Genomic DNA, 12,499 nt, shown 5'->3' with positions numbered 1-12,499 from the left:
TTTTTTAATTTTTAGGTTAGTTAATCTTTTTCTTCTTCTGGTTTATCAGTTTCTTGATCTATTGATTCTGCATCTCTACTCATCTCTGGAATTATTTCTCGAAGATTTTCTATTGAACTTTTGATTTTTAAAACTGCAACTGATGCATCAACTTTTTCTTGATCATAATTATGGCAATACTTGTCGATTCTCTCTAAAATTCCCTCCAAGCGTTTGATATTCAGCATCAAATTATGCTTGATATCATCATTTTCTGTCATATCAGTACTGAATTCTTTGTTGATTTATACTTTAGAATTGGCCGTTCAGCAAGTCCATCAACACGAGACGGAATTGTTTGGTATTCAGTATATTCCCAAACTGACCAACTGTTCAATTCGGCATAATGTCTTAATTAAAAGAATTGATCTAAAGTCTGGCTTTTTTTCTCAAGACTTTTCTTCAATCTATTCATTGATGTTTCTACTCTATCTTTTGAAAAATCCCGTTCTTCGGATAGATATTTTACTATTCCTTCATAGTCTGTTTCTCCAAACTCAATTTTATCTATCTTGGCAACCTCTGGCTCTAGGAAAATTTTTCTTATTTGATCAAATGGTATCTGCTCTAATTGCTCTTGAATTTGTGGAATGTCTTCCAATCTCTTGTGTTGTTTAATCATCTTAATGGCAGTTTTTGGTCCTACTCTCTCAAATCCATCTGGATTGAAATCTGTTCCAATTAAAATTCCTGTATCTACTAATTCTTGTCTTGTTAATCCCATACTATCTAGATTTTTTTGAAATTCAATCATTTCGGGTAAAACTTCAATGTAGGAATTTCTATTTGGAAGTTTTCTTCTTCCACTATTTGTAAAATTTCTAACCAATCTTTTTGCACCAAATAAAATTGAATCAAAATCTTGACTTGCTGAAGCAAATGCTTGGCCTGTAATTGTAAGACTTGCAGCTGTCGCTTCTCCTTCTGATGGTGCTTGTATATGTGGTATTCCAAATAAATCTAATAATTTCTTTGAATCTTCAACCATTCCATCTCTCATTGATGTGGTTTGCTGTGCATATTTTCTTGCATCTTCCATATCTCCTGCAGAAATTGCTTTTTCATATTTTACTGTAGCCTCTTTTTTGATCTGTTTTCTCTTTTCAATTTCTGCTGATTTTAGTGAAGGTGGTTTTCCATCAAATACATAGACCGGTTTAATTCCCATTGTGAGAAAATTTATGTTTCTAAATAACAATCCTGTAATGTGACTTGTGACTCTTCCTTGTGAATCTGTTAAATGAAGTCCTTCAGGTCCTCTAATTATTGCTAGAAATTGATAGATTGCATTGTATGCATCAATTGCAACAACTTTGTTTGTAAATGATTCAAGCTGTGTCTTTTCTCTGACTAGCAATGGTTTTAGATCTAATCCCATAGTAACTTTCAGTATTTGCTGCTTTTTTTGTTTACTGATTCGATTTTATACTAGAAATTCTTACTTTGCATGTCGGGATAGCCAAGCTTGGTCCAAGGCGGACGCCTCGAAATCTCAAAACAGGATAGCGTCTGTGCTCTGCACACGGGGGTTCAAATCCCTCTCCCGGCGCCTTTTTTTCTAAAAACTGATATCATCCTTTTACTCTGAAAAATTATGAGCATAAAACAAGATGCCTTAGATGAATTAGTAACAGAGCAGGAATTATTGTTAATGGATATGCTCAAAAACTGGAATGATATCAGAACTCGTCTTGTAAACATTGAACCAAATAACCCTATGAATGAAATGTTTGATAAAATGATTCAAGACTTGGTAAAAATACAAAATCATACAAAGAATTATCGTACATTATTGGAAAAAATGAAACAAATCTATGATGAATTTAGCAAAGAATCCAAAGAATGGCATGAAAAATATGATAAATCTGCTGATTGATGGAATTACTGATTAATTTTCAGGTAATTATTCTTTAACGTCTCGTTTTTTAATACCTTTGAAATTAATTATTCTATGGCTACATCAGTTAACAAAATTTTGGTTCCACTTGATAATTCTAAAAACTCCTTTAGAGGTTTATCGTCTGCAATCTATCTTGCAAAAAATTGTGATGCTAAAATCATTGCACTTCATGCAGTTTATGCACCTCCAAAAGGTGACTTTGATACCTCTGGTAAATTCAACAAAAATCACAAAAAACAACTAGATTCTATGATGGACATTGCAGAAAATCAATGCGAAAAGGCTGGAGTTGCCTTTGATCAAAAGATTGTGTATGGAAATCCTGGTTATGAAATTGCTAAATTTGCAAATACTTCAAGAAATAAAATTGACATGGTTGTAATTGGTTCAAGGGGCAGAAGTTCTGCAAAAGAATTATTCTTTGGAAGTACTTCTCAATTTGTTTTGCACAAATCAAAACCTTCAGTATTAATCATAAAATAGTCCACTAGTGCAAAAGAGAGGAAAAAAAGGTCCGTCTCATTTTTGCCAAAAAACGGCATTTTCACTAATGGAATTAGACTACGTTAAAATGATTATTAAATATTATCCACAAATCATCTCATTGTTTTTCTGATTTGATTGCTTCTTTTTTCATCCATAATGTTTTATTTTTATGATCAATTAATGATATTCCTAATCCTGCAATTTGGTCTCTAATCTTATCTGCCTCTTCAAACTGCTTTTCTTCTCTTAGTGTTTCTCTCTTGTTAATTAATTCAAAAACAGATTCTATTTCTTCATCTGAAACTGTTTGAATCTCAATTCCTAATACTTCTAACATGTACTCTAATACAGGTAATGCTTGCACTGCAATTTTTTTAGAAATCTTCTCATCTGCTGCAAGACTGTTTATTGTTTTTATCATATTAAAAAATATAGATAATCCCAATGATGTGTTAAAATCATCATTTAGTGCTGCATCAAATTTTTCTCTTGATTCTTCAAGCAATGATGAAACATCTTCTGTTTCTTGTGATTCTTCGGCTAATCTTAATTCATAATAACATGTTTCAATCTGTCTCAATCTAATCAAATTTTCTTTTAATAGATCTTCTGTGTAATCAATTGGTTTTGAATAATGTCCTGAAATACAGAATAATCTTACTACATTTGGACCCCATGACTCCAAAACATGATTTATTGATTTTACATTTCCGACTGATTTTGACATTTTTTCACCGTTTATGGTAATCATTCCTGCATGCATCCAAATCTTTGCAAATTGTTCTGAAGTAAATGATTCTGATTGTGCAATTTCATTTTCATGATGAGGAAAAATCAAATCTCTTCCACCTCCGTGTATCTCAAAATTTTTACCAAGATATTTGATACTCATTGCAGAGCATTCGATATGCCATCCTGGTCTACCTTTACCCCATGGACTTTCCCAATTCGGTTGTTCATCTGAAAATTTCCACAGTGCAAAATCTAAAGGACTCTCTTTTGATTCGTCAACTTCTATTCTGGCACCGCTTTCAAGATCTTCTGTTTTCTTTTTTGATAATTTTCCATATTTTGAAAATTTTGAAACACGGAAATATACTCCATTTTTAGACACATATGCAGATTCTTTATCTACTAAATTTTGAATTAGATTTATCATATCATCGATATGTTCAGTTGCTTTTGGGTAATTTGTTGCTCTTCTAATGTTTAATCTATCCGAATCTTCAAAATACGTTTGAATGTATTTAGTTGATAATCCACTTGCTGATTCGCCCTGTTCTTTTGCACGATTAATTATTTTATCATCGACATCAGTAAAATTTTGAATTAATTCAACTTGAGTGCCATTTGCTTCAAGGAATCTTCTCAATGTGTCAAAAACTATTACTGTTCTAGCATGTCCAATGTGTGATTGATCATACACTGTTACACCACAAAGGTAGATTCTTACTTTATCAGAAAACTCTAATTCTTTTTTTTGATTTGTTAACGTATCTGAAATCTTCATTTGTTAATAACAGATTGACGTGTCATTTATCTTATTTGTGTGAAAATAATCTTTATTCAAAGTGCATTTGGATTGATTCGTTTATGCTCACTTTTCATATACATAGAATGGATCTTTTCAACCAATTTGATATCTATTTGTGATTCATTTGCTGTATCGTTTAATGATAATTTTCTATCTATAAAACAATGTAAAATGACGTCAATTTGCTCATATTCTACACCAATTTCATGTTCTGCTTCATGATTAGGCCACAAGTGAGGGCTGCTTTTCTTTGTAATTATACTTTCATCAATTCCTAAATGTCTAGCTAATTCTCTTACTTGAGTTTTGTATAATGAAACAATTGGCAATACATCTGCTGCACCATCTCCAAATTTTGTAAAATATCCTATGTTAAACTCACTTTTATCGCTAGACCCTAGTGTAACTAAATTTTTTAAATTTGCATAATAGTATAATATGTTCATTCTAATTCTTGCTCGTAAATTACCTAAAGCTCGATCTTCTGGCTCTAACACCATGTTAAACTCCTTATGTATTGAATTGATATCGAGTAATTTGTAATCTAATCCTAATTCATCTACAATCTTTATCGCATCACTGGTTTCTGATTCTGGTGAAATTTTTGAATCTGGCATTATTACTGCAAGTGTTTTTTCTTTTACAATATTGTTACACAAATATGCAATCACTGCGGAATCAATTCCGCCACTCAGACCAAAAATCACTCCTTTTGAATTAGTTTCTTCAATTTTTTGTTTTAACCCTTCTTGTATTCTTGTTGAAATACTATTGTAATCTTGATTTGTTATTTTCTGTAAAATCTCTTGGTTCACAGGTTTTTCTTAAACTAATCTCATAAAAAGTCTACCAGAATTATGCATCGACATAAATGCCATCATCTCTTACGTCCACATCATATTTTTTCAATTTGATGCCTTTTAGATAATCCATTAATTCTCCTGTCTTGATATTATAATGCCAGAAATGTAATGGGCATTCTACAATATCTCCTTCAATTTTTCCTTTAGGTGCAAGTGAACCATCTTGATGTTGACAAATTCCATCTAATGCATGAAAACCATCTTGGTTAAAAACTGCAATTTTTTTACCTTCCACTTCAAACTCTTTGCTTGAACCAGATTGAATGTCGCCTTTTTCTGCAACTTTTGTCCATGTCATCTAATTGCTTGTGAAATAATGTTCTTTATTTACTTATTCTTGTTACCAGCTTTCTGCATATTTCTTTTGTTCTTTTGTCAATTTGTCTATTTTGACATCCAATGCTTTCAACGCATCAACTGCAATTTGTCTATCAATTTCTTTAGGAACAATCATAGTTTTTTTGCCCATTTTTTTGTGATTTTTAAAAATATACAATAATGATAATATTTGATTTGAAAATGACTGGGCCATAACTTCTGGCGGATGTCCTTCTGCTGCAACTAAATTTGCTAATCTTCCTTTTCCAATTAGATAGATTTTTCGCCCATTTCTCAAAACACATTCATCAAGTGATGGTCTTACTTCTCTTACTGATTTTGATTTTTCTAATAAGAATTTAGTATCTATTTCAACATCAAAATGTCCTACATTTCCAACTACTGAACCGTCTTTCATAGAAAGAAGATGTTCTTTTCTAATCACACTAGTCATTCCTGTAGTTGTTATGAAAATCTGCCCAATCTTTGCAGCTTGAGACATTGGCATTACATCAAATCCATCCATATGTGCTTCAAGAGCTTTTACTGGGTCAATTTCTGTAACAATTACTTTGCCGCCCATTCCTCTTGATCTTTCTGCAACTCCTCTTCCTACCCAACCGTAGCCTACTACTACAATTTTCTTTGATGTGAATAATAATCCCATTGCTCTTAGATATCCGTCTATTGTACTCTGACCTGTACCATATCTATTATCAAACATATGTTTTGTATCTGCATCATTAACAATTACAACTGGATATTTCAATTTACCTTGTTTTTCCATTGCTTGTACTCTTGTTACTCCTGCAGTTGTTTCTTCTGTGGAGCCAAGAATTTTTAATGATTTGAATTTTTTATCGAAATGTACTTTAACATTCATGTCTGCACCATCGTCACAAATTAAACTTGGTTTATGGTTTAGTACTTGATCAAGACACCAATCATATTCTTTGTTAGTTTGTCCATTCCATGCATAAATGTGAATTCCTTGAGTTGCAAGAAATGCTGCAATATGGTCTTGTGTTGTTAATGGATTTCCGCCACAAACTGCAACATTTGCTCCTAATTCTTTTGCCCCCATCAACAAAACTGAGGTCTCTTTTGTAATGTGTAGGCAAAATGCAATTGTCACTCCTTTCAGTGGTTTTGATTTTTTTAATCGTGTTAACGTATTATCTAAAATGTCCATATGAGTACGAGCCCATTCGTATGAGATCTTTCCCTGTTTTGCTAGCTTTGGGTTTTTTACCTTACTCATACTTTACAACCTTCCCAATCTCTTTAAAAACCATAGCTTAAATGCAAATAAATCCAAATTATCACAAATGAATAAAAAAGCAATAATCACAAGTGCTCTGCCATATTCAAATGGTGAGATACATCTAGGTCATGTTGCATCTACATATCTCCCTGCTGATGTTACCACTCGTTTCTTAAAACAAAATGGTGTTGAAGCATATTATATATGCGCGTCTGACGATTATGGAACTCCAATTTTAATACAATCTGAAAAATTAAAACAGACTCCACAAGAATATGTCGCACATTGGAATAAACGTGATTATGAAGATTTTACCGCTTTTGATATAGGATTTGATTTTTTCTATAAAACAAGTTCTGAAGAAAATATCTCATTTGTTCAAGATGTTTTTAAAAAAATTGAAAAAAACGGACATATTTACGAAAAAGAAATCATCCAAGCTTTTTGTACTTCTTGTGACAAATTCCTTCCAGACCGATTTGTAAAGGGAACTTGCCCATTTTGTAATGCCGAAGATCAATATTCTGATTTATGTGAAAAATGTGGGCGTATTCCTGAAGAAATTGAAAATCCTCACTGTTCAATATGTGGTGAAACACCTGTACAAAAATCAACCAATCACTATTTCTTTAAACTGAAAAATTTCTCTGAACCCCTTTTGGAATATCTTGAAAATGCTCCATATCTTCAAAAAGATGTAAAAAAATACGTTGAAAATTGGATTAAAGAAGGTCTAGTTGATTGGGATATAACTCGAGATATTCCATGGGGAGTACCTATCCCAATTGATGGATTAAAAGATAAAGTATTCTATGGTTGGTTTGATAATCATCTTGCGTACATTTCTTCCACGTTAAAATTTCTAAATGATAAAAATATTGATGGTAAAAGTTTTTGGAATGATGCTGACATTTATCATTTCATTGGTAAAGATATTGTTTACCACCACTATCTGTTTTTACCTGCAATGAGGTTGGGAATTGAAAAAGAATTCAAATTGCCTGATTACATTCCAACTCGTGGCCACCTTACCCTTGAAGGTAAAAAAATATCAAAAAGTAGAAATTGGTACATTGGCCTAAAAGATTTCTTAGAAAAATTCCCTGCTGATTATTTGCGGTTTTATCTTATTTCAATAAATCCATATTCTCAAGATGATCTTAATTTTGATTGGGAACAATTTTCAACTAAGATTAACTCTGAATTAATTGGCAATCTGGGAAATTTGGTTAACCGTGCTCTTGGATTTACAAACAAAACTTTTGATGGTGTTGTTCCTGAGCCTGAAAAATTTGATGAGAAAGACTCTGAATCAGAGCAAAAAATAAAATCTCTTGCTGAAGATATTGGCAAACTAATGGAAGAAAATCATCTGGATCGTGCATTAAAACAACTAATGGAATTTTCTGCTCATTTTAACCAATATTTCCAACACAAGGAACCTTGGAAAAAAGGACCTGGAACTAATGCTTGCATATATCTATCTGTCAATGCCGTTCGTTCAATTGCAATATGTTTACAATCATTTTTACCAAAATCTTCACAAAAAATATGGTCTCAATTGGGACTGGATGGAAATGTTTCTGATGTAAATTGGAATGAAATGTCTAATTTAGAATTGAAATCTGGTCATAAAATTGGAGCCACTGAACCAATATTTTCAAAAATTGAACAATCCGTAATAGACGAAGAACAATCTAAACTAGGAAACTAAAATGATTGGAAAAATATTTCCGAAAATATCTACTAGAGGGTTCTATGATCTAAAAACTGGAAAAACTCTCAAAAACATCTCATATGATGCATATCCGAAGACAAGTTTTGAAAAAATCTCTCAAAAATCTGAAATTGTTATTATGATTCATGGTTTGAGAAATAACAAATCAGGGGCATTAGCCAAATATGTGATTGCAGAAAAACGCTTGAAAACTCTGAATTACAAACATGATGTTGTTGGATATAGCTACGATTCTAACACTGCAGGTGTACAATACAAATCAACTGCACTCTCTGCACTGAAAGTAGGAGTCACAATCGCAAAAAAGAATGGAAAAAATCTTTCAAAATTCATCAAAGATTTAAAATCAAAAAACCCTTCGATAAAAATTCGTTTAATGGGTCACTCATTGGGTGCACAAGTAATACTATCTACAATTGAATCACTTGCAAAAAACTCAGAAAATAATGGAATTATTGAATCTGTACATCTATTCGGTGCATCAATCCCTGCAAATTCATTATCACCAAAAATACACGGAAATAAATTCCAAAAAATTGTAAATAAAAAAATCATGAATTACTACAGTCCATATGATGATGTTCTCAAAGCTGCTCATGATGAAAAATGGGTTGATTCTCCCATTGGTTATCGTGGCGCATTAGGAACAACTTGTAAAAAATACCATCAAACACAGGTTCGGCCTCAAAACCATAGATTTGCAAGTTATGCAAAAACGATAAAATCGTTTCCTTAAATTAAAAAGAGAATATGCAATTTTAACACATTGCTTTTTCTTCGAGAATAAAGTATTTTGCGAGTTTAAGATATGTCTCACGTTCGAAGTCAGATATTTCCTCATCACTACTATAGATTCTCTCAAACCAAGAAATTATGTTCTCGATATCTTTTGTAGAAAAAACTGTCACTTCTGGCATAATGACCTCTAGGTTAACTGGTATTTCATAATTTTAGTAAAAAATTGTCTCGATCAGTGTTGCTAAAATTCCATTCTGTAAAGATCTTTAGTGGAGTAGAAGAGAGATGTTTCTCTAAATACTGAAGTCAAATGTACTCTCACTCCAATATGTATTACAAAATTTGTATTTAAGATCTAATTATCCTAGTCGTTTAATGATGTGATATCCAAATTGAGTTTTCACTGGTGCTGATACTTCACCAATTTCTAAATTGAATGCAACATCTTCAAATTCTTTTACCATCATTCCTTTTGTGAAATAGCCTAAATCCCCTTCTTTTTTTGAACTTGGACATGATGAAATTTCTTTAGCAGCTGCCCCAAATTTTTTTCCATTTTTTATTTCTTCAAGGATTTGTAAAGCTTGACTTTGTTTTTCAACTAAAATATGTGAACATTTTATTTTTTGAACCATTATTATCCAAAAATCCTCTCTCTAATTTGTGGTACACGTTTGTATGCCATGTCTCTTACTTGCATTTGGTCTTGTGGTGTAGGATTTCCTCCTTTCATCTGTGCAAGTGCTGCAACACCTAATCCTAAAATTTGACCCATGATTAATCCAAAAACAAACTCCTTTGGATTCTCAATTTTCAAAATTTCATTACTAGCTTCTATCTCTTTGTAATATGCTTCAACATTCATGAGTGCCATGTCGATAGTTTGATCTACCATTCCTTGTAATTGCTCTTCAGCGCTCATAATGTTCTCATAATTTATTGGATTATAAGTAATTGCATCAAGATATCTTTTAATTAAACAATTCAATCATCACGATATTGTTCAAATACTTTACAGTACAGACTGCAAATGAAGTTTTACCACTTGTCATACAAAAATATGATAATATTAAAAAACAAAAAATGGAAGTAATCAAAGCCGAACAAGAACTTCAAGTTACGCTATCTGATAATGATACATTTGAAAAATATGTTGTTTTAAAACAAAAATTAAATGAAGAATTATCTAAATTCTATAAAACTATTGAAGAATTAGAAGAAACTGGTGTTGTTATGAAAGGTTTAGATCAAGGTCTTCTAGATTTTCCTTCAAAAAGATTTGATGAAGAGGTTTGGCTTTGTTGGAAAGAAGGTGAAACAGAAATAAAATTCTGGCATGAAAAAGATTCTGGCTTTAATGGAAGAAAACCAATCAGTGTTGATGCTGAGTCATTAATCTAATGCTTTCTGTCTGGTTACGTGCAATAAGAGTAAAATTTCTCTTAGCGTCTGTCATTGCTGTCTCTCTTGGCTTATCTCTTGCATGGCATTCTGGTCACCCAATAGACATTATTCATGCATTTTTGACATTTGCAGGTGTAATTTCTCTACATGCTAGTGTGGATCTATTAAATGATTATTGGGATTTCAAACGTGGCATCGATACAAAAACAAAACGAACTAAGATGAGTGGCGGTACCGGTGTTTTACCTGAAGGGCTATTAAAGCCAAAATCAGTTTACATCGTTGGAATTGCATTTCTCATTTTAGGTGCAATAATTGGAATTTATTTTGTTATAATCTTTGGAATTACAATTGGATTAATTCTTGGATTTGCAATTCTTTCTGTAATTTTTTATTCTACAAAGATTGTGAATTGGGGATTAGCAGAAGTATTTGTAACAATTAAGGGAACTTTGATTATAATTGGAACATATTTCATTCAATCTCAAAGCATTGATGATTTCACAATACTTGCAGGAATTGTAGTGGGTGTTCTTTCTTCATTAGTACTATTTGTAACATCAATTCCTGATCATGATGTTGATAAAGAAAAAGGAAGACGAACCCTTATCATCATTTTTGGTAAAACAAATGCAGTTAAGACATTCTTAATTTTTCCAGTATTGGCGTATGGAATTATAATTTATGGTGTAGTATCGGGATTATTTCCAATCTACAGCTTGATTGTACTTCTAGCCAAACCATTTCTAATATTGGCAATATTACATTTGAAAGATTTAGAAAAATCTGAAAATATTTTACTTAGTTCTATGACCAACACACTTTATTTCAGTAGAATTGCCGGTGCATTATTCATTATATCATTTTTGATAGGATTTTAAGTAATGATGTGTGAAGTAATTTAGAATGATTTCTGGTTATGCTACATCTGAAGGAACAAAGTCTTTCTCTGAAAAATTCCTTACTGAAAATTATAATTTATTTCAAAATTTACATTTATCAAATATTGGAATTGGAACTTATCTTGGCGAACCGGATTCACAAACCGATGAGATAGTAAAAGACGCTGTAAAAAAATCAATTTTATCTGGAATAAATGTAATTGATACTGCAATAAATTATCGTGCTCAAAAATCTGAACGAAGCATTGGGACTGCATTATCTGAATTATTAGATGAAAATCTAATCAAAAGAGAAGAACTATTCATCTGTACAAAAAATGGTTATGTCACTAATGATGGTGACATCAAAGAGGATTTTATGCAATATATTATGCGTGAATTAGGTAAACCTGGAATTATCAAAGAAGGAGATATTTCCTCAGGTTATCATTGTATGACTATTCCATATCTTCAAGATCAACTTGAGCGTAGTTTGAAAAATCTAAATCTTGAATGTATTGATTTGATGTATCTTCATAATGCTGTTGAGGGTCATCCTGAAATGTCTAAATCCCAATTCTTAGAAAATCTGAAAAAAGTTTTTGAATTTTATGAAGAAAAACGTAAAGAAGGAAAAATTAGATTTTATGGTTTAGCAACATGGGAATGCTTTAGAGCCACTTTTGATAATGCAATGTTTCTTTCTTTGGAAGATGTAGTGAAACTTGCGCAAGACGTTGGCGGAAATGATCATGGGTTTAGATTCATACAACTTCCTTTCAATTTAAATTTCGATCAAGCGATGCTTTTGAAAAACCAAACTGTTGAAGGAATACAAAAATCAATTTTAGAATCAGCAGTTGAATTTGGAATTGGTGTTTTCACAAGTGTTCCATTGATGCAAGGACGACTCTTAGAATGGGCAAAATCAAAACCACTCTTTGCAAATTCATCTCCTTCTGTTGGTCTTTTACAATTCATTCGTTCAACTCCTGGAGTTCTTGCACCGTTAATTGGTCAAAAATCAAGTACACATGTAGAAGAAAATCTCCAAGTTATGAAAATCAATTCTATGAATCAATCTGAATACGACGAGTTTGTAAAAAAATTAGTTTCTTAATCATACGCAGGTTAGCATATTCTTTAATTTTTCAATCTGTATTGCATAGTCGCAATTTTTACAAACAATCCAGTTTTTGGTTTTCATTAACATTCCTAAACAGTTGTATTCAGTCATAAATAATTCCTGTTTCCCACACTCAGAACATGCACCAAAAAGTTTTTTCATGTATTAAATTCATTTTTTTCCATATAAGACATACTTATGATTAATG

At 31.8% G+C, this 12,499-nt stretch carries 17 protein-coding genes and 1 tRNA gene; 8 read left to right on the top strand and 10 right to left on the bottom strand.

Annotated features, from left to right (window positions below; translation table 11 throughout):
• Positions 1–20 precede the first annotated feature (20 nt).
• Positions 21–260 (bottom strand): hypothetical protein, encoded by a 240-nt coding sequence (locus tag T478_RS04080; protein WP_048105422.1) that lies wholly within the window; start codon positions 258–260, stop codon positions 21–23.
• Between the two features lie 134 nt (positions 261–394).
• Positions 395–1,417, bottom strand: a complete 1,023-nt coding sequence (fen, locus tag T478_RS04075; RefSeq protein ID WP_048105421.1) for a flap endonuclease-1 — start codon at positions 1,415–1,417, stop codon at positions 395–397.
• A 71-nt stretch (positions 1,418–1,488) separates the two neighbouring features.
• Between fen and T478_RS04070 the strand changes: the two genes are divergently transcribed.
• The 3 genes from T478_RS04070 (at position 1,489) to T478_RS04060 (ending at position 2,422) form a co-directional block, all read left to right on the top strand.
• Positions 1,489–1,588, top strand: a tRNA-Ser gene (locus tag T478_RS04070).
• 45 nt (positions 1,589–1,633) lie between these two features.
• Complete coding sequence (locus T478_RS04065; protein WP_048105420.1) at positions 1,634–1,915, top strand: hypothetical protein; 282 nt, start codon at positions 1,634–1,636, stop codon at positions 1,913–1,915.
• A 75-nt stretch (positions 1,916–1,990) separates the two neighbouring features.
• Positions 1,991–2,422 (top strand): universal stress protein, encoded by a 432-nt coding sequence (locus T478_RS04060; RefSeq protein ID WP_048105419.1) that lies wholly within the window; start codon positions 1,991–1,993, stop codon positions 2,420–2,422.
• Positions 2,423–2,540: 118 nt separating this feature from the next.
• On the opposite strand, the gene cysS is transcribed toward T478_RS04060, so the two are convergent.
• The 4 genes from cysS to T478_RS04040 are packed head-to-tail and all read right to left on the bottom strand — an operon-like array spanning position 2,541 to position 6,401.
• Positions 2,541–3,935, bottom strand: a complete 1,395-nt coding sequence (gene cysS, locus T478_RS04055; protein ID WP_048105418.1) for a cysteine--tRNA ligase — start codon at positions 3,933–3,935, stop codon at positions 2,541–2,543.
• A gap of 56 nt (positions 3,936–3,991) precedes the next feature.
• Positions 3,992–4,774, bottom strand: coding sequence for an NAD+ synthase (locus tag T478_RS04050; protein WP_048105417.1), 783 nt, complete (start codon positions 4,772–4,774; stop codon positions 3,992–3,994).
• Between the two features lie 40 nt (positions 4,775–4,814).
• A complete protein-coding gene (locus T478_RS04045; protein WP_048105416.1) occupies positions 4,815–5,120 on the bottom strand; it encodes a Rieske (2Fe-2S) protein in 306 nt (101 codons plus the stop codon).
• Positions 5,121–5,162: 42 nt separating this feature from the next.
• Positions 5,163–6,401 carry an adenosylhomocysteinase gene (locus tag T478_RS04040; RefSeq protein ID WP_048105415.1) on the bottom strand — a complete coding sequence of 413 codons (1,239 nt, stop codon included), beginning with the start codon at positions 6,399–6,401 and terminating at the stop codon, positions 5,163–5,165.
• Between the two features lie 67 nt (positions 6,402–6,468).
• Here T478_RS04040 and metG point away from each other — a divergent pair, with 67 nt between their 5' ends.
• Together metG and T478_RS04030 are read left to right on the top strand one after the other, a co-directional pair.
• Positions 6,469–8,118: a methionine--tRNA ligase gene (gene metG / locus T478_RS04035; RefSeq protein ID WP_048105414.1), complete on the top strand. Its 1,650-nt coding sequence runs from the start codon at positions 6,469–6,471 to the stop codon at positions 8,116–8,118.
• A 1-nt stretch (position 8,119) separates the two neighbouring features.
• Positions 8,120–8,878, top strand: coding sequence for a DUF726 domain-containing protein (locus T478_RS04030; RefSeq protein ID WP_048105413.1), 759 nt, complete (start codon positions 8,120–8,122; stop codon positions 8,876–8,878).
• 22 nt (positions 8,879–8,900) lie between these two features.
• Here the strand turns inward: T478_RS04030 and T478_RS07640 are convergent, their stop codons facing one another.
• From T478_RS07640 to T478_RS04020, 3 genes are all read right to left on the bottom strand, one after another.
• Positions 8,901–9,059, bottom strand: a complete 159-nt coding sequence (locus T478_RS07640; protein ID WP_160271570.1) for a hypothetical protein — start codon at positions 9,057–9,059, stop codon at positions 8,901–8,903.
• Between the two features lie 180 nt (positions 9,060–9,239).
• Entirely contained in the window at positions 9,240–9,515 is a 276-nt protein-coding gene (locus T478_RS04025) for a peptidylprolyl isomerase (protein ID WP_048105412.1), read from the bottom strand.
• 2 nt (positions 9,516–9,517) lie between these two features.
• Complete coding sequence (locus T478_RS04020; protein ID WP_048105411.1) at positions 9,518–9,802, bottom strand: hypothetical protein; 285 nt, start codon at positions 9,800–9,802, stop codon at positions 9,518–9,520.
• 77 nt (positions 9,803–9,879) lie between these two features.
• On the opposite strand from T478_RS04020, the gene T478_RS04015 reads away from it, so the two are divergent.
• Genes T478_RS04015 through T478_RS04005 form a run of 3 tightly spaced genes read left to right on the top strand, consistent with a single transcriptional unit; the run spans position 9,880 to position 12,285 of the window.
• Positions 9,880–10,281, top strand: coding sequence for a DUF2203 domain-containing protein (locus T478_RS04015; protein WP_048105410.1), 402 nt, complete (start codon positions 9,880–9,882; stop codon positions 10,279–10,281).
• Positions 10,281–11,165 carry a prenyltransferase gene (locus tag T478_RS04010; protein ID WP_048105409.1) on the top strand — a complete coding sequence of 295 codons (885 nt, stop codon included), beginning with the start codon at positions 10,281–10,283 and terminating at the stop codon, positions 11,163–11,165. Before T478_RS04015 ends, T478_RS04010 begins: the two co-directional genes overlap by 1 nt.
• A gap of 25 nt (positions 11,166–11,190) precedes the next feature.
• A complete protein-coding gene (locus tag T478_RS04005; protein ID WP_048105408.1) occupies positions 11,191–12,285 on the top strand; it encodes an aldo/keto reductase in 1,095 nt (364 codons plus the stop codon).
• Here the strand turns inward: T478_RS04005 and T478_RS07635 are convergent, their stop codons facing one another.
• Positions 12,286–12,453: a hypothetical protein gene (locus tag T478_RS07635; protein WP_160271569.1), complete on the bottom strand. Its 168-nt coding sequence runs from the start codon at positions 12,451–12,453 to the stop codon at positions 12,286–12,288.
• Positions 12,454–12,499: the final 46 nt, after the last annotated feature.

It is taken from the genome of Candidatus Nitrosopelagicus brevis, from assembly GCF_000812185.1.
In the GTDB taxonomy this organism is placed as follows: Archaea; Thermoproteota; Nitrososphaeria; order Nitrososphaerales; family Nitrosopumilaceae; genus Nitrosopelagicus; species Nitrosopelagicus brevis.
This window is presented reverse-complemented; position numbering and strand designations above follow the sequence as displayed.